This is a genomic window from Streptomyces xinghaiensis S187 (genome assembly GCF_000220705.2).
Taxonomy (GTDB): domain Bacteria; phylum Actinomycetota; class Actinomycetes; order Streptomycetales; family Streptomycetaceae; genus Streptomyces; species Streptomyces xinghaiensis.
Genome location: NZ_CP023202.1, coordinates 5,200,689 through 5,226,232, shown reverse-complemented (window position 1 = coordinate 5,226,232; position 25,544 = coordinate 5,200,689). Strand labels below are relative to the sequence as shown.

19 protein-coding genes and 2 tRNA genes are annotated in these 25,544 nt (G+C 75.7%); 11 read left to right on the top strand and 10 right to left on the bottom strand.

Annotation, left to right across the window (positions count from 1 at the left end; translation table 11 throughout):
* Positions 1-5 precede the first annotated feature (5 nt).
* The 4 genes from SXIN_RS22260 to SXIN_RS22245 form a co-directional block, all read right to left on the bottom strand.
* Positions 6-1,796 (bottom strand): sodium/solute symporter, encoded by a 1,791-nt coding sequence (locus tag SXIN_RS22260; protein WP_095757426.1) that lies wholly within the window; start codon positions 1,794-1,796, stop codon positions 6-8.
* A 513-nt stretch (positions 1,797-2,309) separates the two neighbouring features.
* Positions 2,310-3,563, bottom strand: coding sequence for a PucR family transcriptional regulator (locus SXIN_RS22255; protein WP_039821390.1), 1,254 nt, complete (start codon positions 3,561-3,563; stop codon positions 2,310-2,312).
* A gap of 116 nt (positions 3,564-3,679) precedes the next feature.
* Positions 3,680-7,699: a helix-turn-helix transcriptional regulator gene (locus SXIN_RS22250; RefSeq protein WP_095757425.1), complete on the bottom strand. Its 4,020-nt coding sequence runs from the start codon at positions 7,697-7,699 to the stop codon at positions 3,680-3,682.
* A 229-nt stretch (positions 7,700-7,928) separates the two neighbouring features.
* The gene (locus SXIN_RS22245) at positions 7,929-8,915 is read right to left on the bottom strand and encodes an NADPH:quinone oxidoreductase family protein (protein ID WP_019709164.1); all 987 of its coding nucleotides are present in this window, start codon (positions 8,913-8,915) and stop codon (positions 7,929-7,931) included.
* A gap of 517 nt (positions 8,916-9,432) precedes the next feature.
* Here SXIN_RS22245 and SXIN_RS22240 point away from each other — a divergent pair.
* From SXIN_RS22240 to SXIN_RS22230, 3 genes are all read left to right on the top strand, one after another.
* Positions 9,433-10,272 carry an alpha/beta fold hydrolase gene (locus SXIN_RS22240; RefSeq protein ID WP_019709163.1) on the top strand — a complete coding sequence of 280 codons (840 nt, stop codon included), beginning with the start codon at positions 9,433-9,435 and terminating at the stop codon, positions 10,270-10,272.
* 98 nt (positions 10,273-10,370) lie between these two features.
* Entirely contained in the window at positions 10,371-10,835 is a 465-nt protein-coding gene (locus SXIN_RS22235; RefSeq protein WP_019709162.1) for a universal stress protein, read from the top strand.
* A gap of 152 nt (positions 10,836-10,987) precedes the next feature.
* Positions 10,988-11,158 carry a DUF5670 family protein gene (locus SXIN_RS22230; protein WP_019709161.1) on the top strand — a complete coding sequence of 57 codons (171 nt, stop codon included), beginning with the start codon at positions 10,988-10,990 and terminating at the stop codon, positions 11,156-11,158.
* Positions 11,159-11,507: 349 nt separating this feature from the next.
* Here the strand turns inward: SXIN_RS22230 and SXIN_RS22225 are convergent, their stop codons facing one another.
* Positions 11,508-12,368, bottom strand: coding sequence for a SigB/SigF/SigG family RNA polymerase sigma factor (locus SXIN_RS22225; RefSeq protein WP_039821374.1), 861 nt, complete (start codon positions 12,366-12,368; stop codon positions 11,508-11,510).
* Positions 12,369-12,582: 214 nt separating this feature from the next.
* Here SXIN_RS22225 and SXIN_RS22220 point away from each other — a divergent pair, with 214 nt between their 5' ends.
* The gene (locus SXIN_RS22220; RefSeq protein ID WP_095757424.1) at positions 12,583-13,161 is read left to right on the top strand and encodes a hypothetical protein; all 579 of its coding nucleotides are present in this window, start codon (positions 12,583-12,585) and stop codon (positions 13,159-13,161) included.
* Between the two features lie 372 nt (positions 13,162-13,533).
* Here SXIN_RS22220 and SXIN_RS22215 read toward each other — a convergent pair whose 3' ends face one another.
* The 3 genes from SXIN_RS22215 to SXIN_RS22205 form a co-directional block, all read right to left on the bottom strand.
* Positions 13,534-14,253 (bottom strand): endonuclease, encoded by a 720-nt coding sequence (locus SXIN_RS22215; protein ID WP_095757423.1) that lies wholly within the window; start codon positions 14,251-14,253, stop codon positions 13,534-13,536.
* Between the two features lie 398 nt (positions 14,254-14,651).
* On the bottom strand, positions 14,652-15,524 hold the full coding sequence (locus SXIN_RS22210; protein WP_019709158.1) for a hypothetical protein: 873 nt from the start codon (positions 15,522-15,524) through the stop codon (positions 14,652-14,654).
* Positions 15,524-16,816 (bottom strand): VWA domain-containing protein, encoded by a 1,293-nt coding sequence (locus SXIN_RS22205; RefSeq protein WP_039821368.1) that lies wholly within the window; start codon positions 16,814-16,816, stop codon positions 15,524-15,526. Before SXIN_RS22205 ends, SXIN_RS22210 begins: the two co-directional genes overlap by 1 nt.
* 155 nt (positions 16,817-16,971) lie before the next feature.
* Between SXIN_RS22205 and SXIN_RS22200 the strand changes: the two genes are divergently transcribed.
* Complete coding sequence (locus SXIN_RS22200) at positions 16,972-17,214, top strand: type II toxin-antitoxin system Phd/YefM family antitoxin (RefSeq protein ID WP_039821370.1); 243 nt, start codon at positions 16,972-16,974, stop codon at positions 17,212-17,214.
* On the top strand, positions 17,211-17,657 hold the full coding sequence (locus tag SXIN_RS22195; protein WP_019709155.1) for a PIN domain-containing protein: 447 nt from the start codon (positions 17,211-17,213) through the stop codon (positions 17,655-17,657). The genes SXIN_RS22200 and SXIN_RS22195 overlap by 4 nt, the downstream gene beginning before the upstream one ends.
* A 203-nt stretch (positions 17,658-17,860) precedes the next feature.
* Here the strand turns inward: SXIN_RS22195 and SXIN_RS22190 are convergent.
* Positions 17,861-17,934, bottom strand: a tRNA-Ile gene (locus tag SXIN_RS22190).
* A gap of 188 nt (positions 17,935-18,122) precedes the next feature.
* Positions 18,123-18,195 (bottom strand) — tRNA-Asn (locus tag SXIN_RS22185).
* A gap of 159 nt (positions 18,196-18,354) precedes the next feature.
* Here SXIN_RS22185 and SXIN_RS32805 point away from each other — a divergent pair.
* The 5 genes from SXIN_RS32805 to SXIN_RS22165 all read left to right on the top strand — a co-directional run bounded on the left by SXIN_RS32805 (position 18,355) and on the right by SXIN_RS22165 (position 25,246).
* A complete protein-coding gene (locus SXIN_RS32805) occupies positions 18,355-18,660 on the top strand; it encodes a hypothetical protein (RefSeq protein ID WP_019709154.1) in 306 nt (101 codons plus the stop codon).
* 204 nt (positions 18,661-18,864) lie between these two features.
* A complete protein-coding gene (locus tag SXIN_RS22175) occupies positions 18,865-20,334 on the top strand; it encodes an FGGY family carbohydrate kinase (protein ID WP_095757422.1) in 1,470 nt (489 codons plus the stop codon).
* A 257-nt stretch (positions 20,335-20,591) separates the two neighbouring features.
* Complete coding sequence (locus SXIN_RS31350) at positions 20,592-20,756, top strand: hypothetical protein (RefSeq protein WP_019706219.1); 165 nt, start codon at positions 20,592-20,594, stop codon at positions 20,754-20,756.
* A 12-nt stretch (positions 20,757-20,768) separates the two neighbouring features.
* The gene (locus SXIN_RS22170; RefSeq protein ID WP_095757421.1) at positions 20,769-21,680 is read left to right on the top strand and encodes a DUF6338 family protein; all 912 of its coding nucleotides are present in this window, start codon (positions 20,769-20,771) and stop codon (positions 21,678-21,680) included.
* The gene (locus SXIN_RS22165; RefSeq protein ID WP_095757420.1) at positions 21,677-25,246 is read left to right on the top strand and encodes a CHAT domain-containing protein; all 3,570 of its coding nucleotides are present in this window, start codon (positions 21,677-21,679) and stop codon (positions 25,244-25,246) included. The genes SXIN_RS22170 and SXIN_RS22165 overlap by 4 nt, the downstream gene beginning before the upstream one ends.
* Positions 25,247-25,544 lie beyond the last annotated feature (298 nt).

Here is a 25,544-nt window from a genome sequence, read left to right as displayed (position 1 = left end):
ACAGGTCAGTCGGCCAGGTCGGGTCCCACTCCCAAGGGCCGCCCGTGCCCGTTGTGCGTCCGCCCAGAGGGGGAGTGCCGCGGATCACGGCGTTCCGCGACGTGCCAGGAGGGAAACCCCTCGTCGGAGCGGCCGGCCGGGAAGACCGCGAGGCCGTCCTCCCGCGGTTCCGCCGCGCCGTGGCCGCCGTCGTGGCCGTCGCCCTCGCGCTCGCCGCCGCCCTCGCCGGTGCCGCCGTCGCGCCGCGGTTCGGGGCGGGAGAGGACGGAGCCGAGCCAGCCGAGGAGGAAGCCGGCCGGGATGGTGACGATGCCGGGGGTCTGGAGCGGGAACCACGCGAAGTCGCGGTCGGGGAAGATGGACACCGGCAGGCCGGAGACCCCGGGGCAGAAGACCGTCAGCACGGTCAGCAGCACCGTCGTGCCGTAGAGGCTGCCGTACATGCCGCCCGTGGTGAAGCCGCGCCAGAAGAAGGTGTAGACGAGGGTCGGCAGCAGGGCGGAGGCGGCGACGCCGAAGGTGTAGACGATCAGCACCTGGGCGTTCCAGCCCTGGGCGGGGATCGCCAGCAGCACCGCCGTGGTGCCGACGCCGAGGACGGCCCAGCGGGCGTACCGGACCTCGCGGCCGCGGGACAGCCGGCCCCGGAAGACGGTCCGGGCGAGGAGGTCGTGGGCGACGGTGGTGGCCGCGGCGAGGGTGATGCCGACGACGGCGGCGAGGACGGTGACGAAGACGGCGCAGGCCACGACCGCGAAGAGCAGGCTCTGGTCGGCGGCGCGCGCCCCGCTGTCCAGGACCCGGGTGAGCGCGAGCAGGGCGGTGCCGCCGGTGTGGTCCTGCCGGTACAGCTCCTTCCCGCCGACCAGGGCGGCGGCGCCCATGCCGAGCACCACGATGGTCACCATGAAGCCGACGACGGTGCCGACGGCCCACCGCATGGATTTGCGGGCGGCCTCGGCCCCGCGGTGGGTGTAGAGCCGCATCATCACGTGCGGCATACAGGCCACGCCGAGGAGGAGAGTGAGGTCCAGGCTGAGGAGTTCCACGCGGTTCAGCGCGGAGCGGCCGAACTGGACGCCGGTGGTCCAGTAGCCGTCCCCGGCCCCGCTGTTCCGGGCGGCGGTGGTCATCAGCCGGATCGGGTTCCAGCCGAAGCGGTGCAGGACCATCGCGGCGAGCACGGTGGTCACCAGGGTCACCACCACGATCTTCATGATCTGGACGAGCCCGGTGCCGCGCATGCCGCCGAAGGCGACGTAGCCGACCATCAGCAGGCCGACGAAGACCGTGCTGATCGTGGTGGAGGCCTCACCGGGCAGGTCGAGCAGGGTGGTCATCATGATTCCGGCGGCGGCGAGCTGCACCAGCAGGATCGGGAAGGTGACGATCAGCGTGACCAGCGCGATGGCGATCCGTGCCGGCCGCTCCCGCAGCCGGCGGGCCAGGATGTCGCCGAGCGTGTAGTGGCGCGGGCCCTCGGCCAGCGGCCCGGCCAGCCGCAGTTTGAGCAGGTAGAGGGAGAGCACCGTGGCCGCGGCGCTGAGCAGGCCGTCGGCGCCGGTGAGGGCGATCGCCCCGGTGGTGGTGAGCACGGTGGCGGCGGAGATGTAGTCACCGGCGATGGCGAGCCCGTTCTGGGCGGGGCTCATCCCGCCGCTGCCCGTGTAGAACTGGGCGGGTTCGTCGGTGTCGGTGGCCGCGAGCACGCAGAGGAGGAACGAGATGGCGACGCAGGCCGAGAAGATCACATAGGCCAGCGTTCCGGCGTCGAGGAAGGCGGAAGCGGAAGTCACCCGCGTCACGACAGCAGCGGGCCCGGCGGCCGTACAGGCGCGGACCGCACCTCGGTGACCGGGCCCAAGAGGGCCGGGCACGGACTGTGCGCTGTCACACCGTGCGCCATCGTCCGGTTACGGAACGGCTGTCCGGGCGCCGGTCGGGCCTGCGTACGGGCCGGCTCACCGGCCTCCTCCGCGGGCCGCTTCACCGGCCGCCGGAAGGCCGGGCGGAACGGGCGGAGGCCCGGAGCGGCAGGTCGGCGGGGCCGGTGTCCGGGCACGCGGGAGCAGGGGGCAGGGCCCCCGGCCGGACGATCCCGCGCGTGCCCCGCGCGGCGCGCACGCGCCCCGGGGCGGGCGGCACGGACGACACGGACGGCCGTCGCCCGGGGCGGCGGGCGGCGGGCCGGCCGTACCCGAGGAGCGCGGACGACCTCGTCCGGACCGGGAGTCGCGGGCCGGCGCCCGGCCCCGGGTCGCGGACGTGGAGGCGGCGGAACTCCGGGCTCCGCCGCCGGGCGGGCGGTCTCAGACCCGGAGCAGCCGGCGCGCCGTCAGGGCCAGGGACAGTTCGACCACGTCCTGCGGGCTGCCGAGGGAGCTCCCGGTGAGCTGCTCGTAGCGGCGCAGCCGGTTGAGCACCGTGTTGCGGTGGCAGAACAGCCGGCTCGCTGCGCGCACGGCCGACCCCTGCGCGGCCAGCCACACGGTGAGCGTGTCCAGCATGATGTCGCGGTCGGAGGGCTCCAGTTCGAGGACGGGCCCCAGGACGCGCTCGGTCAGCGCGGCCCCGAGCTCCGGGGAGGAAATGACCAGTGCGGCGGGCAGATGCTCCTCCAGCACCGCCACATCGCCGTCCCCGGCGGCGCAGCGCAGGGCGTTGGCGGCCAGTCTGCGCGCGTCCCCGACGGCGGCCAGGCCGTCGACCACGGAGCTGATCCCGGCCCGGCCTCCCGGGGGCGGTTTGATGCGGGCGGCGAGCGCGGCCGGGCCGCCGTCGCCGACGAGGACGATGCCGTGGTCGGCGTCGGCCCCGGTGTGCCAGACGACGCTCATCCCGTCCGGGACGGACAGCGGCTCCCCTCCCCCGTACGCGGCCCGCCGGCCGCCGGTGACCACGACGACGGCGTACCGGCCGTCCTCGGGCAGGCCGAGGGCGGCGGCCACCTCGGGGAGGTCGGAGATGCGGGTGGTGCCGTCGAGCAGGGCCTCGGTCATCAGCCGGCGCCGGTTCTCGCGGCGCCAGGTCAGCTCGCGTTCGACCTGGCGGTAGGCGTCGGACACCAGTCCGCAGTGCTCGTCGACGAAGTTCCACACGTCGGCGGCGACGTGGACGAGGAGGTGCGCGTCCTCCGGGTTCCGTTCGCTCGCCGCCTCGACCAGGCCCTGCCAGACGACCGAGCCGCCCAGCCGGAAGGCGTGCAGCACGGCGTCGAGCGGCATGCCCTGCTCGGCGCGCTCGGCCCCGATCCGCCAGGAGCACTGGCGGGCCGACTCGCGGGACTCCTTGGGGCGCAGCAGGGAGCCGACGTTGTGGCGGAGGGAGCCGTGGACCTCCTGCCAGAGGTCGTCCGGGTCCGTGGTGGGGGCACGGTAGGCGGGCTCCTGCTCGCGGAGCAGGGTGACGACGCGGTCGGTCAGCAGGGGCAGTTGGTCGATGAGCACGCGGGCGGCGCGGTGCAGCACGGTGACCGCCTCGGCGCTCGCCCGCGACCGGACCGGCTCGTCCGCCGCGGGCAGTCCCGGCAGGGCCCGCACTCGGGCCCGTACGACTGGGTGCATCTCGGTCCTCCACGGGTGCGGGGGCCTGGGCGGGGGGCGGGCCGTGGCAACCGGCCCGCCCCCGGTGTTTCCGGGGTGGTGCGTCCTCTTCCTCCAAGGACATACCGTCCGGTCGGTCATTCGTCCATACCCATGCCCGCAACCGTGTCCGAATTGCGGCCCGGCCGCAGGGCCGCCGCGGTCCGCGACAGCCGCCCCGGCCGGCCCGTCCCCGCCCGGGCTTCACCCCGGTGAGCTGCGGCGGAGCCGGTCCCCGGGCCGGGAGCGGCCGGCCTCGCCACCCGGGGGACGGACCGGTCCCCGGGCATGTTTCCGGTCACGGCCCCGGCCGGGCCGCCCGTCCCCGCCCCCGGGCCGTTCGCGGTACCGCCGGGGCCGGCTCCCGGCCCGGCTCCCGGCCCGGCCGCGGCGAGCAGCCGGGGCAGCTCCACCCGGGATCTGATGCCGAGCGCGGCGAACACATTGCGCAGATGGTGGTCGACGGTGCGCGGGCTGACGGACAGCCGGAGCGCCACCTCGCGGTTGGTCGCCCCCTCCGCCACGCAGCGCGCGATCCGCAGCTGCTGCGGGGTGAGCAGCCCCGCGACGGCGGGGGCCTCGGCGGCCCGGCCTGCTTCGCCGGTGGCCCGCAGCTCGGCCCGCGCCTGCTCGGCCCAGGCTCCGGCGCCGCACCGTTCGAAGGCGACGAGCGCGTCGCGCAGATGGTCCCGGGCCGCCCCCGGGCGGCGCTTGCGGCGGAGCATCTTGCCGCGCAGCAGCTGGGTACGGGCCCGCTGGAAATCACCGTCGGCCAGGTCGTGCAGTTCCAGGGCCCGGGCGAAGAGGGCGTCGGTCCCGGCGTCGGTTGCGTCCGTCCCGGCCGCCGCCACGGCGCCGGGGACGGCGGAGACGACGGAGACGGCCAACCGGCCCTCCGGCACCCCGTACCCGGCCGCCGCGACCCCACCGGGCGCACCCCCCGTACCGGGCACGCCGGCCGCCGGCGCACCCGCCGGAACCGCGCGCCGCCCGGTGCGTCCGGGCTCGCCCGCCGCCGGCTCCACCGCCAGCAGCGCGCGGCAGCGGGCGAGCTGCGCCGGGGCCTGCGGATCGGCCGTGTGCGCCGTCCAGAGCTCGAACTCCGGCAGCACGGCCCGCGCCACGCCCGGCTCCCCCGCCAGCACCGCGGCCTCCACCAGGTCCGGTACGGCGATCATGCGCAGGGCGAAGTGCCCGCGCCCGGGGCCGGTGCCCACGAGCGGGCGCAGCCGGACCAGGGCCTCGCGGGGCAGGCCCCGGCCCAGGTCCGCGAGGGCGAGCGCCCACACGGCCAGCGTGGCGGCCACCCCGAGGCCGTGCGGGCCCGCGTTCTCGCCGGCCGCCCGCGCGTGCTCCTCGCAGGCGGCGGCGTCACCGCGGAGGGCGGCGGTCATGGCCAGGGCCGCGTGGTGGTGCGCGGCGCAATTCCGCTGGCCCGCGCGGCCCGCGGCCTTCAGCCCTTCCAGGGCGTGGGCGTGAGCGCGGGTGTGGCGGCCCGCGCGCAGCTCCGCGTAGACCAGGTGTTCCAGGGTCTGCGGCACGAGGGTGTCGAGTCCGCGGACGCGGGCCAGGGCCAGGGCACGGGTGTTGATCTCGCAGGCCGCGCCGACCTGTCCGAGCACCAGGGCCGCCACTCCGGCGCGGATGAGGCTCTCGTGTTCCTCGGCACCCCGGCCCAGCCCGATCACCCGGCGCAGCGGCTCCTTTCCGTCGGTGAACCGTCCGCTCATCACCGCGCGCATCCCGTCGCAGTAGGCGTCGAGGAGAGCGCTCCCGGCCGGACCGTGCGGCTCCGGTCCGCGCCCGGCCCGCTCGGCGGGCGCGCCCGTGCGGGCGGACGGGGCGGCAGCCGTCCGTTCGCGGCGGTGGCCGGTGTCTCCGCCGCCCTCACCGGGGTCGCGCTCACCGCCGTCACCGCCGCCGTCACCAGGGGCACAGGCCGCGGCGGCACGGTCACCGGCCTCACGGACAACGGATTCGCCGTCACCGGTGGCCGTGGCGCCCGGGCCGGTCAGGGCCGTGGCACGGCCGATGTCGGAGAGGTAGCCGGTCACGTCGCCGTCGGCCCAGGCCGCCTCCGCCGCGTGCAGCAGGGCACGGCGGGCCCCCGGCCGGTCGTGCGGTTCCAGCAGCCGGGCCGCGTGCAGCAGGACCTCGCGGGCGTCGGTGACCACGCCGTCCCGCAGTTCGAGGATGCCGCGCACCAGTTCGGCCCGGCCCCGTACGGCCTCCCGGGCGGGCAGTTCACGGCCCGCCGCGAGCAGGGAGCGCGCCCGGTGGGGACGGCCCGAGAGCCACGCGTGCTCGGCCGCGGCGGCGAGCCGGGTGACCCGGGCGTCGGTGGAGACGGTGAGTTCGGCGGCCCGGGCCAGGGCGGCGGCCCGTTCGCCGTGGGCGTGGGCCGCGCCCGGGGCGGCGGCCGCGGCGGCGGCGAGCCGGTCGGCCAGGTCCGGGTCCGGCTGTTCGGTGGCGGCCGCCCGGTGCCGCAGAGCCCGTAGCCGGTACGCCTCACCGCGCGCGGCCAGCACTCCGGCGAGCAGCGCGTGCGCGGCGCGGCGGCGGGCCAGCGGTTCACCGCCGTAGGCGACGCGGCACAGCGTCGGGTGGGCGAAGCGGACCCGGTCGCCCTCGGTCCGTACGACACCGGCCGTCTCGGCGGGCTCCAGGGCGGCCCCGGCGAGCCCCGCCCGGCGCGCCGCGCCCAGCAGCAGATCGGCGCCGATGCCGGCCCCCGGGCCCGCGCATTCGTGCGCGGCGGCGGCCAGCAGGAGCAGCAGCCGGGTGTCGGGCGGCAGCGCCCGGAGCCGCGCGGCGCCGTCGCGCAGCAGCGGCCCGTCGGCGGGCAGCGGCTCCGGGAGCGGGGCGGCCCCGGTCAGCTGGGCCGGGGTCAGGCCGGCCACCAGGTCGGTGAGCAGGCTGGGATTGCCGCAGCCCTCGTGGAGCAGCGCCTCCCGTACGGCCGGCGCCGCGTCACCGGGCAGCAGGTCGTCGAGCAGGGCCAGGGCATCGGGCTCGGCCAGCGGTGCCGGTGACAGGACCGGAACACCGGCGAACTCCGGTTCGCCCGCCTGCCCTTGCTCCACGCTCAGCAGCAGCGCCACGGGCGGGCCGCCGTCGAGGCGGCGCGCGGTGAACCCCAGGACGGCACGCGAGTCGGGGTCGAGGAGATGGGCGTCGTCGACGCAGACGAGGAGCGGCCCGCGGCGCGTCAGCTCCCCGAGCCGGGCGAGGAGGGCGTCCGCGACGGCACCGGTGCCCGGGCCGGTGCCCGAGCCGACGCCCGCGGCGGCAGCGGCGACGGCACCGGCGGGGCGGCCGGGGCGGAGCCCGGTCGCGCGTGCACCGGCCGTCCCGGCCACCGCCTCCGGCGGCACGGCGGAACGGTTCCCGGCCGTGCCCCGCCGCACGGCGCCGCCCGGCGATCCGCCCGCCGGGGCCCGGTCCCGTACGGACTCGGCGCCCGGGACGGACTCCGCGCCCCGGGCCGCCGGGGCGCCCCGGCTCGGACCTGCACCAGCTTCGTTCTCCGCCCCGGGGTCCCCGCCCGGAGCCGTCACCGTGTCAGGGGCAACCGCCTCACGTCGCCCGGCCGTTGTACTCCGAGCGGTCCCCCGCGGGGCCGACGCCGCCGTGCCGTGGGCAGCCGGCGTATCCGGAGCCACCGTGGCGCCCCGGGCGGCCGTCGTGTCCTGCCGGTCCGGACGGGCCAGGCGCAGCGCCTCGGCGAGGGGCGCGGTGCGCGGCGTGACCGCGGGGAGCAGGGACGCCGCCGGGGTCAGCAGGGCGTGCAGACCGCTGTAGGGGATGTGCTGTTCCGCGGCCACCGCCCGGATACGGAGCACGGTGGCCACGCAGCCGCCGACGGGCCCCGGCGCGTGCTCCGGCGCGTGTCCCGGAGCGGACCGCCCCGAGGTCCCCGAGGCGTGCGCCGCCACCCGGTTGAGGAGGGCGCTGCGGCCGAGCCCCGGCTCGCCCACGAGCAGCAGCGCTCCACCGGCCCCTCGCTGTGCCGCTTCCAGCAGCGCGCCCAGGGCCCGGAGTTCGGCCCGCCGTCCGTGCAGGCGCCGCGGCGGTCGTCCCGGCGCCCTGCCGCCGTGCTCTTGGTTCACCGATCTCATCAGGAACTCCTCGTGTGAATCCCCCGGTGCGGATCCCCCCGTGTACGTCCCCTGGAACCGGCCGGCCGTTCATGCGTTCCCCTGCCGGCCCCGTTCCTCCGCTCGCGCGCTCGCGCCGTTCCTCGGCCCCCCTGCTCCTCTGCTTCTTCGCTTCTCTGCTCCTCCGCCGGTCCGGGCGTTCCCGCGGCCCGGCCGGTCCGGTCAGCACGGTCGGTCCGGTCACGTCGGGTCAGTCCGGCAGCATCACCGCCCGTCCGGCGGTCGTCCCGTCCGCGAGCCGCTGCAAACCGTCGGCGACGTCCGGCAGCCGCAGCCGTTCCCCGAGGAGCGGGGTCACCACGCCCCGGTCGGCGAGCGCCGTCAGTTCCCGGTGGGCGCGCAGTACTTCGGGGCGGCTCCGCCGGGCGTACAGGCCCCAGTGCAGGCCGAGGATGGTGTAGTTGCCGAGCAGCGCCCGGCTGAGGTTCGGCCGGGGCACTACACCGCTGGCGAAGCCGACGACCACGATGCGCCCCTCGAAAGCCATACAGCGCGCCGAACCGCTGTACGCGCTGCCCCCGACCGGGTCGTAGACGACGTCCGCGCCGCGCCCGGCGGTGACCTCCAGGGCGACGTCGGCGAAGTCCTCGCGGTGCCGGTCCACGACCACGTCCGCGCCGAGCCGGCGGGCGAGTCCCGCCTTCTCGGGGCCGCCCACCACGCCGATGACGGTGGCCCCGGCGGCCTTGCCGAGCTGGACGGCGGCGCTGCCGACACCACCCGCCGCGGCGTGCACCAGCAGCGTCTCCCCGGGCTGCAGCGCGGCCCGCCGGTGCAGCCCGAACCAGCCCGTCTGGTAGCTGATGTAGAACGCGGCGGCCGCCGTGTCGTCGAGGGCGGCGGGGGCCGGGAGCGCGGAATCGGCCTCCATCAACGTCCGTTCCGCGAAGGCGCCGTGCGGCAGCGCGGAGAGTCCGACGACCCGTTCGCCGACGGCCGGGGTGGTCACGCCCTCACCGGTCCCGATCACCTCTCCGCAGACCTCCAGGCCGGGGGTGAACGGCAGCGGCGGCTTGAGCTGGTACTGCCCGCGGCACAGCAGGGCGTCGGGGAAGTTGACCGCCGCCGCGAGCACCCGGACGAGGATCCGGCCGGGGCCCGGCACCGGATCCTCGACGTCCTCCAGGCGCAGTGCGGCGACGGGTTCCCCCGGTTCGTGGACCTGCCAGGCACGCAAGGGCCCTCCTCGTATGGCCGGATCGGGCCGTCACGACACCACGGGCACGGAACCGCGGTCCATGGCCGGGGACGAGATCGGGGCGGGCTCCCAGAAGCGGTACGCGCTCCGTTGTGCGAGCCCACAGCGGGGGCGTGCCGGGTCCGCCGCGCGCCGGTCACCCACCACCGGCCGTACCGGTGTCCCGACCGGCGCCCGGAGCCGCTCCGGGAGCGCCCGGCGGGCCGGCGCCGTCTGGGCGGCCGTCCAGACCGGCCGACTGCCCGCTGTGCTCCGGCACAAGAGGCTCGCCCCGCCGCGCCGCCCGCGGTTACGGTCGGCCCGGCCGGCGCCCCGGCCCCCGACGGGCGCCCCAAACCGTGCACCCCGGCGGCGGAGCCGGGCCGGGCGCACTCCACGACGGCGCCCGCGGGAGGAACGGCCGCAGCGCCGGTCCCGGGCCCGGAGCCGCGGCCCCGGACACCGCCGCCCACACCCACATCCACACCGACATCCACCGACACGACGGGACGACGGCATGACACAGCAGGCACCGGCCGGCAGCGGAGACCCGGCCGGCCCGGAGGGGTATCCGCGCGGAACCACCCACCGGTTCACCGCCGCCGACGGCACGCCCCTCGCCTACCACGTCTACGGCGCGGACACCGCCGCCCCGGGCACCCCGCCCGTGGTGCTCCACCACGGCTTCGTCGCGGACACCTTCGTCAACTGGGTGGCGCCGGGCATCGTCGGCGAGCTCACCGCCCGGGGCCACCGTGTCGTGGGCATCGACGCCCGCGGCCACGGGCGGTCCGGCAGGCCGCACGACCCGGCCGCCTACGGCGAGGCCGTGATGGCCCGCGACCTCCGCGGGCTCCTCGACCTCCTGGGCGCGGAGCGCGTGCACCTGGCCGGCTACTCGATGGGCGCCGTCGTCTCCCTGCTCGCGGCCGCCGGGGACGAGCGCGTGACACGCCTGGTGGTGGGCGGCGTGGGGGCCGGGGTCGTGGAGGTCGGCGGCCTGGACACCCGCGCCCTGCCGACGGGTTCGGTGATCGCCGCGCTCACCGCGGAGGATCCCTCCACCGTGACGGCGGAGGCCGCCGGCTTCCGCGCCCTGGCCGACGCGGTCGGCGCGGACCGCGCTGCCCTCGCCGCCCACGCCGCCGCCATCCACCGGGCACCGATGCCCCTCACCGAGGTCACGGCCTCTACGCTGGTGATCGCCGGGGACGAGGACCCGTTGGCCGTACGGCCGGCGGTGCTGGCGGACGCCATACCGGGCGCCCGGCTGCACACCGTCCCCGGAGACCATCTGACGGCCGTCCGCGACCCCGGATTCATCGAGGCCATCGCCGGCTTCTTCGCCGGGGACTGACAGGACCGGACGGGGCGGCGGGCGGTATGGACGGCCGCTGAAACGGTCATACGGAACAAGACAGACGGACGCGTTACCCAGAGCCCAGGAGGCAGCCAGTGGCGGACCGGACGGAAAACCGGATCGTGGTGGGAGTGGACGGCTCGGAGCCCTCCCGGGAGGCCCTGCGCTGGGCCGTCCGGCAGGCGGAGCTCACGGGCGCCGAGGTGGACGCGATCATGTCCTGGGAGTGGCCGGGCTACGTCACCTGGGGCGGGATGATGCCGCCGACCGCCCCCACCGACGCGACCCTGGAGGAGAGCGCGCAGCAGACCCTGCTGACCGCCGTCGAGGAGACGGTCGGGAAGGAACCACCCGTGCGGGTCCGCGCGCTCACCCAGGCGGGCGGGCCGGTACAGGTGCTTCTGGAGGCGGCACGCGGCGCGTCACTGCTGGTGGTCGGCAGCCGCGGGCTGGGCGGCTTCAAGGGCGCCCTGCTCGGTTCGGTGAGCCAGCACGTCACCCACCACGCCCCGTGCACGGTCGTGATCGTGCGGGCGCCCTCCGACGACCGCGAGGACTGAGCTCGGGCATCCCCGTTCCGGGAATTCCGCCGCCGGGGTGGCGAGCGGAGAAAAAGGGGCGGCAGGATTCCCCCGAACCCGGAAAACTAACCGGAATGCGGCCGTGTGTGCGGGAACCTCAGGGGCACAAGCTTCCATGGAGGTTGATAAACATGGTTCCGCTTCTACTCGTTCTACTCCTGGCCCTGATCCTTTTCGGGGCGGGATTCGCACTCGAAGCACTGTGGTGGATCGCGGTGATCGTGCTGGTTCTCTGGCTCGTGGGCTTCTTCGTCCGGCCCGCGGGTGCGGGCGGCCGGCGAGGCCGCTGGTACCGCTGGTAGAACCGGGGTTCGCCTCGGCTGAGAAGAATCAGGGGATGGCTCAGGGGCCGACCGGATGTTCCGGTCGGCCCCTCCGTCATCTCCGCGGTCTCCGCCGTTTCCACCGTCTTCATCGCCTTTACCGCCCGCGCCGTATTCTCCGGACTCCTTGCCGGGACCACCGATCCGTTCCCCCGGGGAAAGGCGGGCACAAGGACAAAGGGCCGAGCGGCAGTGTGGCGCACAGAAAAGGGGATGGTGGCGCCCAAAAACGGCTGTGCCGACCGGATCGGTCCGGTCGGCACAGCCGGGAAGAGTGCGGAAAGCCCGCGCGGGAGGCTTCACCAAGTGGCGGCGGGAGCCGCCGGGTTCACGCCTGGTTCGGGACGAGCCCGGCGCGCAGCTCGCGGAGCGTGCGGGAGAGGAGCCGTGAGACGTGCATCTGCGAGATGCCCAGCTCGGCGCCGATCTCCGACTGCGTCATCTCCTGGCCGAAGCGCAGCTCCAGGATGGTGCGGTCGCGCTCGCCGAGGTTCTCCAGCAGCGGCTTCAGGGCGTGCAGGTTCTCGATGGTCTCCAGCGCGGGGTCCACGTCACCGAGCAGGTCGGCCAGGGTGTTGCCGCGGGAGTTCTCCCCGCCGTCCTCGACCGGCATGTCCAGCGAGCCGGCGGCGTAGCCGTTGCTCGCGACGATGCCCTCGAGCACCTCGTCGACCGTCCGGTTCAGGTGCTTGGCCAGCTCGTCGGGGGTCGGGGAGCGGTCCAGCCGCTGCGACAGCTCGTCATTGGCCTTCGCCAGCTCGATCCGCAGCTCCTGCAGCCGGCGCGGAACGTGCACGGACCAGCTGGTGTCGCGGAAGAACCGCTTGATCTCGCCGACGATGTAGGGCACGGCGAAGGTGGTGAACTCGACCTCGCGGCTCAGGTCGAAACGGTCGATCGCCTTGATCAGCCCGATGGTGCCGACCTGGACGATGTCCTCCATCTCGTCCGAGCGGTTGCGGAAGCGGCGGGCCGCGAACCGGACCAGGGAGAGGTTCAGCTCGATCAGGGAGTTGCGCGCGTACTGATATTCGTGCGTCCCCTCTTCCAGCTCGGCGAGCCGGTCGAAGAACAGCTTGGACAGCTCCCGGGCATCCTGGGGCGCGACCTTGGTCGGGTCCTCGATCCAGGGCAGTTCCCCCACGGTCGCCGCGGCGCCGGCTTCCGACTCGATCTCCGAGACCGCCATCGAAACCGTGCTTGCCGTGGTGTCCATAGTGGCCTCCATGCTCGTCTTGCTCGTCCATCCGGGGGTGAAGGGGCGTCTACCCCGGCCCATTCGTCCTACACACCCGCACTCCTGCCCTTCTTTCCGGATCTCATGACAGGCCCGGGAAACCGGGCACCGGAGGTGCCGGGACAGCCATGCGTTTGTCGCTCTGCGTAGCGGTAAGGCGGAGGCCATGGCTGAGAACAAGGACGTATCCAACCAGAACGGCAAGAAGACGAACGCGGGCGGACGGGCGGGAGGCGCCAAGTCCGCCGCGGCGACCACGACCGAGAAGGCGGGAACGCAGGCCACGAACACCGCGAACGGCGCGCGGACCGCCGCGACCAGCACCGAGAAGGCGGGCAAGGCCGCCCGGGACAACGCCGGGCAGGCCACCGACAAGACGGGTGAGCAGGCCCGCTCCGGTGCCAACGGCATGGTGAAGATGGCCGACGGCCCCGCCGCCAAGGCGGCTGCCGCGAAGGCGGCCGCGGCGAAGACCGCGGTCGGCGGTCTCGCCACCAAGACCGCGCAGGTGACCTCCGAGAAGGCGACCGCCACCGGGCAGGCCATGGCGGGGATGCCCAAGAAGGCCGCGGCGGTGGCCGGTACGGCCTGGCTCGCCGTCAAGGCCCGCAAGGCGATCGCCGCCGGGGCGGCCGGGGCCGGTGCCGCCGCGGTGGCCGGTGCCGGGGTGCTCGTAGCGCGCCGTCGCGCGGCTCGCAGGCGCGGCCCGCTCGCCCGGCTGACCGGCGGCCGGCTGGGTGCCTGAGCGCGCCCCGTCCGCCGACCGGCCACCCCCTCCCCGAGCCGGCCCCGGCCCGCCCTTCCGCGGCCCGGGGCCGGTTTCCGTCTCCGGGGCCGGTCCCTCCGGTTCCCGGGCGGGCCGGGCCGTGCGGTTCTCCGGGGCGTGCTGCTCACCGGAGCGCCGGGAGGTGCGGGGCTTGGGCCCGTGCTCGTCGGCAGCGGGGACGGTCACCACCGGAGGACTGACGGCGAGGGTTCCTCTTCCGGCGGCCCCGCGGCCCTGCGGCGCAGCGCTGCCGCCCGCCGCCGCTCCGGTCTCCGTCACGGAACGTCACAAGCGAAGCGACCGCCGAAGTGACCGTCCCGGCTCACCCGCGCCCCGGGCCCGTAACGGGGATCACACGCCGGCCGCCTCCCGCACCCGCTCGGCCGCGCCCTTGTCGAGCGCGACGCGTACCAGGCCCGCCGCGAGCCTCGGCAGGTCCTCCTCGCCGACGAGGCGCGCGAGGGCACCGGGCGAGTCCGGCAGGCCGAGCCGCGCGGCGCCGTCCAGCGCCTTGCCGTCGATGTGGGGCCGGACCTCCGGCCAGACGCCCTGCACCTCCCGGAGGAAGATGTCCGCCCCCGCCGGGCCGATGCCGGGGGCCTCTTGCAGCAGTTCCCGCTCGGCGGCCGTCTCGTCCGCCCCGTCGCCGTCCGCCCGCCGCCGCGCCTCCTCGCGCATCCGCCGCAGGTCACCGCGGTACTTCTCCAGCACCAGTCCGGCGCCGTCGCCGAGCTGGGTGGCCGTCCGCTCGTCATAGCGCCGGTAGTGGCCCTTGCCCAGCGCGTCCACCCGCTCCTGCCAGCTCGCGTCCGCCATCCGGCGCGGGGTGCGCATCCCGTCCTCGAAGAGCGCGCGGGCGGCGGCCACCGCGACGTCGGCGCGGATCCGCGCCGACAGCAGATGGGACAGCACCATCAGCTGGTAGAGCGGCTGGGGCGCGTCCTTCAGCCGGACCCCGGCCTCCTCCGCGTACGTCCGCCCCTCCTCCTGCAGCAGGGCCCGGACCAGCGCTTTCTCCCGTCCGCGCCCGGCCTTGCCGCCCTGTCCCGGCTTCCCGTTGGCACCGCTCATGCCGGCATCACCGTCCACTCCTCCGCTGGTCCGAGCGCGGCCGGGAGGGGCTGCCCCGCCTCGCCTGCTTCGGTTGCCGCGCTTGCCCGCACGAGTGCCCACGACCGCGCGGGCCACGCCCCGGCCGTCCGTCCTCCGCCGGGTGCTCACGGCGCGGTGGCGGATGCGGCCGGGTTACGGGCGACGCAGGCGGTTCCAGGGGCGGCCCGGCGAAGGCGGTGACGGAGACGGTGACGGAGCCCTCCCGGCGGCCGGGGAGGCCGGCTGCCCCGGTGCTCACGGGCGCCGCACGGCGGGATGCCCGCGTTCCCGGAGGGCTGGCGCCCGGCCCTCCGGGCCCGTACGGCACCGGCCGGCGGCATCGCCGCCGCCCCCGCCGTACGGGCCGGACCGGGGCGTCAGGCCCGGGGCGGGGCGCCCGGCCGACGGCCGGGACCACGGGCCAGGGAGTATCCGGCCGCGGTGGTGAACGCCGCGAGCAGGCCCCCGGCGGCGGTCCAGATCCAGCGGTCCGTCCACCATCCGGAGGACCAGCCGTCCTCGGGCGCGCCGGCGGCCTGCGCCGTCTCCTCCTGCTCCTCCTGCTCCTCCTGCTCCTCCTGCTCCTCCTGTGCGGAGTCCCGGTCCTCCCGTTCCGGCCCGGTGACGGTCAGCGGGACGAGCGGCGTGGAGAGCTTCCCGTCCACGGCATGGGCGCCGCCCGCGTCCACGGAGGTGGCCTCGATCTCCGCCCGCACCGGCAGTCCGAGGTCCCGCTGCGGCAGATCGACGACCGTCAGCCGGATGTAGTAGCTGCCCGGCAGAGGAGCGTCGCTCCACGGCTCCGCCCACGCCCGCACGGTCCGCAGGGTGCAGGCCAGCTGCACCGAGGCGGCGTCCGCCGGCACCGACCGGGTCTGGCTGCCGTGGACGCACGCCTGGCGGCGGCGCAGCCCGTCGTGGACATCGATCCGCCAGCGGGACGCACCCTGGCGGCCGGCGGACTCGGGCAGCTTCACGGTGGCCGTCACGGTGACCCGCTGCCCGGCGTCGGCGGGGAGGACCCAGTAGAAGTAGTCACCCGCCGACCCCTCGGCGGCGGCCCGCTCCCCCTGCCGGATCGGCGTCGCCAGGCGGAAGGTGGTGCCCGCCGCCGTCGGCGCTCCGTCCTCCCCGCCGGCGCCCGGACTCGCGGACGGGTCGTCGGCCGTGGCCGTCCCCGCCGTGGCGAGGAGGGCTGCCCCGGTCAGTACGGCACCGGCCAGGACGCGCAGCGCTCTCGTCCCCCGCATCAGCTGTTCCTCCCGAGGTCGGTACGGCGGCGTGCGACCAGGCCCCACAGCAGACCGGCGGCCAGGCCGGTGAGCGCGAGAACGCCCAGCAGCCACAGCCCCCGGCCGAGGCCGAAGGCGGCGGGGTCGGCCGCCTCGTCGGGACCGTCCACGAGATCGACGGTCAGTTCGAGGGGCAGGCCCGGTGTGGTCTTCACCGAGGCGGGCGCCGAGAAGGAGTTGCTGACCCGCAGGCAGACGGTCTCACTCGACGGCTTCCCGTCCCCCTCCCCGTCCGCGTCCGCATCCGCGTCCTCCGGGATGGTCGTGGGGTAGCGCAGACCGGCCGAGATGACGTCCGTGCGCCCGTCGCCCGCCTCCGAGCCCCGGACGATCTCCCTGCCGTGCACGGTCACGGCCCGCAGCAGCACGCCGTAGTCGTTGTCGACCGCCCGGTCGGCGCCGATGCTCACCGAGGCGCGCAGCTCACGGCCGGCCGGGACCTCCACCCGGTACCAGCGGTGCTCGCCGAACTCCTCGCGGTCGGTGTAGAGGCCGGGTTCGAGCGTGGGTGCCTCGGCGCACTCGTCCGCGCCCTCGGTGGGCTGGGGGGTGACGACGGGGGCGGCCGCGCGGTCCACCAGCTGTTTCACCCGGCCGGACAGTTCCTCGGTGTGCTGGACGGAGGTGTAGGTGCCGCCGGTGGCCTCGGCGATGCAGACGAGCTGCCGCCGGGTCTTGGCGTCGGGGACCAGTCCGAGGGTGTCGATGGTGAGGCCGATCCCCTTCGCCGCCAGCTCGCGCGCAACCTCGCAGGGGTCGAGCGGGGCGCAGGTGTCCTCGCCGTCGGTGATGAGCACGATCCGGCGGGTGGCGTCACCGCCCTCCAGGTCGTCGGCGGCCTTCAGCAGCGCGGGGCCGATCGGCGTCCAGCCGGTGGGCGCCAGCGTGGCCACCGCGGTCTTCGCCTCGGTGCGGTCGAGGGGGCCGACGGGGTAGAGCTGTTCGGTGTCCTTGCAGCCGGTGCGCCGGTCGTCGCCGGGGTAGTTGGCGCCGAGGGTGCGGATGCCGAGCCGCACCTCGTCCGGAACCGCGTCCAGCACCTCACCGAACGCCTGTTTCGCCGCCGCCATACGGGACCGGCCGTCGATGTCGCGTTCGCGCATGGAGCCGCTGACATCGAGCACCAGCTCGACCTTGGGGGCTTCTTTCTCCGCCGGCTCGTCCGCCGCCGCACCGGCCGGGACGAGCCCGGCGGCCAGGGCGGCGAGCACCCCGCACACCACGGCCGCCGGCCATTTTCTTCTGATCATCGCCGGATCCTACGAGGCGACGATCTTCACCCCCAACTCGGGTATGCCGCGCCCCGGTTGAGCACCGCACGCCCTCCGCCGCTCGCTCGCCGCAGAGACGCGGCGGTCTCCAGCTCGCCGCACCCGGACCGCTCAGACGTAGTAACATGTACTACATGGAGACCACTGCTCGCGAGTTCAACCAGAAGTCCTCGCAAATCCTCGCCGCCGCGGCCCGCGGTGAGACCGTCACCGTCACGAAGAACGGCACCCCCGTCGCGCGGGTCGTCCCCATAAGCGACCTCGACATCCCCCCGTACCCCACCGATCCCATGGGAGAGATCGACCTGCCCGACCTCGGCCTTCCCGAGCTCACCGACGAGGAGATCGAGGACACGCTCAAGGGGATGGGCGCGTGACCCTGGTCGCCATCGCCGACACCAACGGCCTGTACCGCCTGCTCGACCCCGGGCTCGCCGGACACCAGGAGCACAAGAAGGCCCTGACGGTGATCAGCCACCTCATCGTCTCCCCCATGGTTCTGGCCGAACTGGACTACCTGATCACAGCGCGCGCAGGGGGCCGCAAAGCCCTGACCGCAGCCCGGTTCATCGAACGCAACGTGGCGACGCGCCGTTTCGAGGTGCCCTCCGCCGGCGAACACCTGAACACGGCGATCGCAGTCGCCGAGGGATACGCGGACGCCGACAACGGCAAAGGCATCGGCCTGACGGACGCGATGAACGTCGCCCTCGCCGCCGCCTATCGCACCGACGCCGTCTTCACCACCGACCGCCACTTCCGCATGGTCCGCCCCTTGACCGGCCATCCGGCGTTCCGGCTCCTGCCCGACGATCTGTGAGTCACCGCAGCAGGGGCGGACGCGGCGCCGTCGGCCGGGGATCGGGATGTTCGCGGCGCGGCTGCCCGAGAGGCCGAAGGACTCTTCGTAGCTGTCCGGACCCTGTCGGCTTCACCACGACCGGGAGGGGTCCGGAGGGGACTCGGAGGGGATCCCTCCCGAGGCCGGGAACCGGGCGGAGGCGTTCTCCCCGGTTCGCCGAGTGGGGCGGGTGGGACTCGAACCCACGACCGACGGATTATGAGTCCGCTGCTCTAACCGGCTGAGCTACCGCCCCTCACGGCGCGTCGCGCACATGTGTGCGCGCCGTCTGCCGCAGCATAGCCGCTCATACGATCTGCCGCCCGTACGGGCTGCGCTGGGCTGCCTGTGAGGACGATCTACGCCGCGCGGCGGTTCCACCCGCGTACGGCACAAGAAAAAGGGCCCCGAACCGGGGCCCTCCTGCTGTACTCGTACGGCGCGCTCCCCCGACTGGACTCGAACCAGTAACCTGCCGGTTAACAGCCGGCTGCTCTGCCAATTGAGCTACAGGGGACTGCTCTGCGCGGTCCCGCCCGGACGGTTCTCCCGGGGGCGTTCCCTCGCTGCGAGCAATACATTAGCGCATGGCAGGGCGTGCTCCGAAATCCGTATTCGCATCAGCTCCCGGCGGCCGGGGCAGGCGCCCAGTACGCATCGAAGGAAGGTGGAAGCCATGCGGTACCGGCTCACGTTCATGACCGGACTGGCCGTCGGTTACGTCCTCGGCTCCCGGGCCGGTAGGGAGCGCTACGAACAGCTGCGCAGGATGGCGCGGCAGGCGGCGCAGAACCCGGCAGTCCGCAACGCGGCCGAGTCCGCCGCCCAGAGCGGCCGCCAGGCCGCCTCCAAGGCGGCCGTGACGGTCGACAGCAAGTTCGGCGACCGCCTGCCGGGCCCGGTCTCGGAGCGGGTGCGTTCGCTCCGGGAGCAGCGGGGCGGGACGGCGGCTTCGGCGGTGGAGGACGGCTGGGGCACCTGACCCCTCACATCACAGGGGCGGCCGCTGCCGCGCGGGGCGGGTTCTTCCGCCTCGCGCGGTGGCGGCCTTTCTTCTGGGCCCGCTCCTCCGGCCCGGCCCGGCCCGCCCCGGCCGGCGCCGCGCGGGGTGCGCGCCGGGCCGGGGGCGGCGGGCCGGGCGGCGCCGACAGGTGGTGGTCACAGCGGTAGGGCATCATCTGGAGCCATGGGGATCGTTGCCGGATTGGACAGTTCGTCCGACTACACACGGATCGTCGTCTGCGACAGCGGCACCGGTGCCGTCATCAGACAGGGGTACGCGCCGCACCCCGGTGACGGCTACGCCGGGGCGGGCGGGAAGCGGACCGAGATCGATCCCCAGTCCTGGCTGGTGTCGCTGGGCGAGGCGGCGGCGGGCGGCGTGCTCGAAGGCGTCCAGGCCATCGGGGTCTCCGCCCAGCAGCACACCCTGCTGACGCTGGACGCCGCCGGCGAGCTCGTCCGGCCGGCTCTGCTCGGCAACGACAAGCGCGCCCAGGCCGCGGCCGCCGATCTGGTGGACGCGCTCGGCGGCCGCGCCGCGTGGGCGGAGGCCGTCGGCTCCGTACCGGAGGCGGCGCAGCCCGTGGCGAAGCTGCGCTGGCTGGCGCGGAACGAACCGGAGTCCGCGGCCCGGACGGCCACCATTCTCCAGCCGCACGACTGGCTGGTCTGGCAGCTGATGGGGCGGCCGCCGCGCAAGACGACCGACCGGGGCGGCGCCTCCGGCACCGGCTACTGGTCGGCCGCGACCGGCGCCTACCGGCCGGACCTGGTCGAACTGGCGCTCAGACGGCAGGTCGAGCTGCCGGACGTCCTGGGCCCGGCCGAGGCCGCCGGCTACACCCCCGAAGGGCTGCTGATCTCTCCCGGGACGGGCGAGACGATGGCGGCGTCGTTCGGGCTGGGGGTCGGCCTCGGGGACGCGGTGGTGTCCCTGGGGGCCTCCGGGTCGATCTTCGCCGTCCACCACGAGGCGCTGGTGGACCCGACGGGGACGATCACCTCCTTCGCCGACGCGACGGGGATGCATCTCCCGGTGGTGCACGTCTCGAACGCCGCCCGCGTCCTGCGCGGCACCGCCGAGCTGCTGGGCACCGACCCCGAGGGGCTCTCCCTGCTGGCGCTGAAGTCGACGCCCGGCTCGCACGGACTGGTGCTGCTGCCGTATCTGGAGGGTGAGCGCACGCCGTATCTTCCGCACACCGCCGGCACGCTGTCCGGGCTGCGCCGGGAGAGCATGAAGCCGGAGCATCTGGCGCGCGCCGCGTTCGAGGGGATGCTCTGCGGGATCTCCGACGCGCTGGACGTGCTGCGCGGGCGGGGCGTCCAGGTGCGGCGGGTCTTCCTGCTCGGCTCCGCCGCCGCGCTGCCCGCCGTCCAGGCCATGGCCCCGGCGCTGCTGGGCGCCAGGATCGTCATACCGCAGCCGGCGGACTACGCGGCGCTGGGCGCGGCCCGGCAGGCGGCCTGGGCGCTCGGGGTGGCACAGGGCACGCTGTCGCCGCAGGAGCCGCCGCAGTGGCAGGGCGCCGCGGCGGAGGTGCTCGACCCGGGCGACGACCTGGCGGTCGGCCAGGCCGTGCGGCAGCAGTACGCGGCGGTGCGGGAGCAGACCTATCCGGGAGCGTTCGGCCCGTCCGGGCCCGCGTACTGAGGCCCGTCGCGGAGCGGCCGCACGGGCACGGGCCGCCCTGGCGGACGGGGCGGCCGGCCGGCCCTCCGGGGGAGTGGCGCGGCCCGCGCCGACGGGGTGGCCTCCGCCGGCCGTGGCCTCGTTGCCGCCGGCCGCCCGCCGCGCCGGTCCCGGGCCGCGGTGATCGAGTTGTCCGGAGTCGGGCGGGGTGGGTATTTTCCGGGGACTCTGTGAACCGGGCGCGGTTGGCGCGCGGTGGGGCGGGCGGGAGGACGAGCGTGGCATCCGGGACTCCGGCCGGGGATCGGCCCGGCGACAGCGAGGACGACTTCTACGACGACGGGGACGACCTCGACGGTGGCGTCCGCGAGAAGGGCCCGGCGGACACCTCGGGCGAGATCGACGACACCGGCACCCCGGACGTCCCGCACAGCGGCGAGTAGCGACGGATCGCCGTGACGGTCTTCACCGCCTCGGTGGCGGTCGTGGTGTTCGTCCTGCTGGTGATTCCCGGGATGGTCCACGAGTTCGCCCGGGAGCGGGGCGGCCGGTCCTACCCGGAGACCGCGTTCCGCGAGGCCTCCAGGATCATGGTGGCGGGCGCCTTCTTCACGGCGGTCTCGCTGTGCCTGCTCGCTTTGCTGGGCGGCGCCCGGCACGGGCTGCTGCCGGACGCGGGCGCGTGGCTCGCCCGTCCGGCCGGACCGGACGGCTACCCCGCCCGGCACCTCCCCGTCATCGCCCGGACGGTGCTCCTCCATGTGGCGCTGGCGTGCGTGCTGGCCTGGGCGGCGGGGCGGCTGGGGCACCGGCCGTCCCGCTCCCGCTACCACCCGGTGCATCCCTGGCGGCTGGTGTTCGACAAGGACCTGCCGGAGGACCGGGTTCCCTATGTGTCCGTCCGGCTGCAGGACGGCACCCGGGTGTCGGGCTACGTCCGGCACTGGCCGGCCGCCTCGGCCGATCCGGCGGATGCCGTGCTGGTGCTGTGGAAGCCCGGACTGACGGTCAAGCCCAAGGGGGGCGCGGTGATTCCGCTGGACGACTGGGACCGGGTGGTCGTACGGCTCGATCAGTCGGTGTATCTGCAGGTCGCCTACCGGCCGGTGGCCGCGTCCCCCTCGGCGGCGGCCGGTTCTCCGCCGGTCCGGCCGCCCACCGCCGGGCCGCCCGTGCCTTCCCCGCGGGCGTTACCGCCGCCTCCCGCCGCGCCGCCGCCTCCCGCCGCACCGCCCCGGCCGTCCGCCGCACCACCGGTCGTGCCGGCACCGCCCGCCGTCCCGCCACGCCCCGCCGTCCCGCCGCGCCCGGCCGCTCCGCCCCGGGCCGGCGAGCCGCCCGCCGCGACCGCGGAGGCGGGACCGTGACGGGGGCGGAGGTGACGCCCGGCGAGGCCGGGGCCTTGCTCGACCGGGTGTACGCGGCACCGGACTGGCCCGCCACCTGCCGCCTGGCCGCAGCGGACGGCGTCCCCGTGCTGGAGACGGCCGTCGCGCTGCTCGAACGGTGGCTGGCCGACCCCGGACTGGCCGAGCGGCAGCGGCACTTCGAGCACTACCACGTCCTCGGCCGGGTCCTCGCCGTCGGTGCCGTCGAGGCGGCCCGCGAGACGGAAGCCTTCAACCCGGTGGGGCACTTCGCCATCGCGGACCTCACACGCCGTCTGGACGAAGCCGCGTCGGCGGGTGACCGGGTGGTGTACGCCTCGGACCTCGGCGTCTGGCTCGTGCAGCGTTTCGACGCCCTCGGTGACGAAGCCGACCTCGACCGGGCGCGGCGGGTCCTCACCGCCGTCCGCGACGCCGCCCCTTCCGCCCCGCACGCGGCCGGGGGCCTGCTGCGCGCTCTGGCCCGTACCGAGATCCGGCTCTTCCGGTCGCGCCGGGACGCGGACGCGCTCGACCGCGCCATCGGCACGCTCACCGGCGCCCTCGCCGCCGCTTCCGACGGGGAGGACCGCGCGGTCACCCTGCTGGCGCGGGGCAACGCGCTCGGCGACCGCTATCCGTGGCAGGGCGACCCCGGTGATCTGCGCGCGGCGGCGGAGGACTACGAGGCGGCGTGGCCCGCGGCGGCGGGCGACCCGGATCTGCGGCACCGCATTCTGGGCAACCACCTCGTGGTCCTGCACGACCTGTACCGGTTCACGGGGGACGAGACGGCGCGGGCCCGCGCGGAGGATCTGAGGGCCCGCGCGGAGGCGGAGCCGGCGGACGGGGCGGCGGAACCCGCCGGGCCGCCGGACGGAGCGGCGGACGCCGGGATTCCGGAGGATGCCGGAAGCCCGCAAGATGCCGCCGTCGAGGCGGTGCAGGCCGCGATGGCCGAGGAGGACTGCACGCGGGCCGTCACCGTGCTGCGGAGCGAGCTCGGCCGGCTGCCGCGCCACTGTCCGCGCCGGGCCTCCCACGCCCACGACCTGTCCGCTCTGCTGATGCGCCAGTGGCGGCAGACACAGCGGCCCGAACTGATGCACGAGGCCGTGGCGGCGGCCGGCGACGCGGTGCGGGCCGGGGCCGGCACGAGCGACGAGTGGGCCTTCCGCTACCAGTACGCGGAGAGCCTGCGGGAGCGCTCGTACCTCACCGGGGCCCTGGAGGACCTGCGGGAGGGACGGCGGGTGCTGTTCTCCGCCGCGGAGACCCTGCCGGAGAGTTCCCCGGAGCGGGCCTCGCTCCTCGGTGCCGTGTCGGGCAGCCATCTGACCGAGTACCAGCGCGGGGGCGACCGAACCGAGCTGCGCGCGGCCGAGGCGGCGGCCCGCACGCAGCTCGGTCTGCTGCCGGAGCGGCACGCCGAACGCGCCCTGGCGATGGCCTCCCTGGCCAACCTGCTGCGGGCACGGCACCGGGCCACCGACGACCCGGCCGACCTGGAAGAGGCGCTGTCCCTGAACACCGGAGCGCTGGAGTTCCCCAACACCGACGAGGACGAACGGGAGCGGATGCTCTCGGACCGCGCCGACATCCTCCTCAGCCTGCACCACCTGGGCGCGGGCGGGGACGGCGACGCGGGCGGGGACGGCGACGACGGTTACCTGTCCAGGGTGGAGGAGATCACGCGGGCCCTGGCGGAGTCGTCACCGCGCGAGGAGATCCGCCGCTCGGCCCGGATCACGCTGGTGGAGGCGCTGGGCTCCCGGGTCGGGGAGGGCGACGGGGCGGCGGCCCGCGAGCTGATCGGGCACGGCCGGGAGCTGCTGCGCACCGGGCCCGGGGTGATGAGCCTTCCGTCGCTGATGGCGCACATGGCAGCGGCCTGGCTCACCGTCTCGGACGGCGCGGGGACGCGGCGGGCCCGGGTGCGGGCCCGCCGGCGCGGTCACACGTACTACCGCGACGCCATCCGGCTGGGGCTCTCCGTCACTCCGAGCACCGCCTTCCGTGCGGCGCTCGATCTGGCCGTCCGGTCGGCGGGGCGCGGGAACTGGGAGACCGCGGCGTCATCCGCGCGGCAGGCTGTGGAGGCCGCCGGCCGGCTGCTGGCGGAGCAGCGTACCGACGCCGACCGGGAGAGCCGGCTCCGCCGGGTCACGGCCGCGTACGGGCTGGCCGGGTACGCGCTGGCCCGTCTGGACCGGCCCGCCGAGGCGGCCGCCGTACTGGAGCGCGGGCGGGCCCTGCGGCTGCGCTCCGCGCTGCTGACGCACGAGAGCGTCGACCGGCGGGCCCGCGCGGCCGGTGCGGGCGGAGCCGCGGACGAACTGCGGGAGGTGCGGGCGCGGCTCGCCGGCCTCGCGGAGGCCGGAGACGACCCGTTCGCCGGGCTGCGCGCCACGGAGGAGCACCGCCGGGACCGGGCCCGGCTCGCCGGGCTGCTGCGCCGGATCGGTACGGCCGCCGGCATGCCGCCACCGGAGCCGGGGATCGGGGACGGGGAGACCGCGCCGCTGCCCCCGCTGCCCGAGGGCAGCGCACTCGTCCATGTGCAGACCACCGATTTCGGCACCGCGCTGATCGCCCTCCGCGCGGGGCGGTACACCGCCCGCACCCTGCCGGAGCTCCGTTCCGCCGAGCTGCTGGCCGCGCTGGAGCCCTATGTCGCAGCCTACCGGGACCGCCGCGACGAGCCCGCCGAGGAGTCGCACCGCCGGTGGCGCGGGCAGCTCAACGCGCTGTGCGGCTGGGCCGGAGGAGCGCTCGTCGGGCCGCTGGCCGAGCTGGTGGGCGACGCGGCGGAGGTGATCGTGGTGCCCGGCGGTCTGTGGTCCCTGGTGCCCCTGCACGCGGCGGTGGTGCCCGCGCCGTCCGGTGGCCGTACGCCCGCCGCGCGGAGGCTGCTCCTCCGGTACGTGCCGACCGCCGCGACCCTGTTCCGGCCGCTGGACGACGGTACGGAACGCGACGGCTCGGGGGTCGTGTTCGTCGACGACCCCTCCGCCGGTACGCCGGACGCCCTCCGGGCCGGGGAGTCCGAACGCGCGGCCGTGCTCGGCGCCTTCCCCCGGTGCCGCACGCTCGCCGGGGCCCAGGCGCGGCACGCGGCGGTGCGCTCGGCCCTGCACACGGCCCGGGTCGCCCATGTTTCCTGCCACGGCTACGTCAACATGTTCGAGCCCCGGGAGAGCGCCCTCGTGCTGGCGGACAAGGATCTGACCGTGGGGGAGCTCCTCGACGAACCGGGCGCGGCCCGCGGCGAGCTGGCGGTGCTGTCGGCCTGCGAGACGGCGCTGCCGGGTACCGGGCTGCCCGACGAGTGCACGGGCTTCCCCGCCGCCTTCCTGCAGCTGGGCTGGCGGGGCGTGATCTCCACGCTGTGGAGCGTGGACGAGGAGTGGACCGGCAGGCTGATGGGGCACTTCTACGCCGCGCTGACCGGGGGCCTCTCCCCCGCCGCCGCGCTCCGCACCGCGCAGGAGGCGCTGATGACCAGGGAGGACGGGACGGTCCGGGCGCCCTACTACTGGGCCGGGTTCATCTACTCGGGCCAGTGACGGCCCGGGGTCCCGCCGTGCTCGCGCTCGCCCGCCGTGGGACCTCGTCCTGCGCGTGCTGTGCCGGGGCTCACTGGGGAAGACGGTTCCGGGCCGCCTGATGGTTGCCTCTGTACGCCGTGCGCGTAAGCAGCGCGGCATTGCCGGAATTCGAGCGCGTTCGACGGCCGGATGACGGAGGATTGCGACGCGCTTTCGACCGGCGGCCCCCGGCCGGGCCCGCCCGGGGCCCGGCCCCGTCCCCGCCGCAGGCGCTGCCGTCCGCCCGTCCGGTCCCCCGCGCCGCGTTACCGCCTCG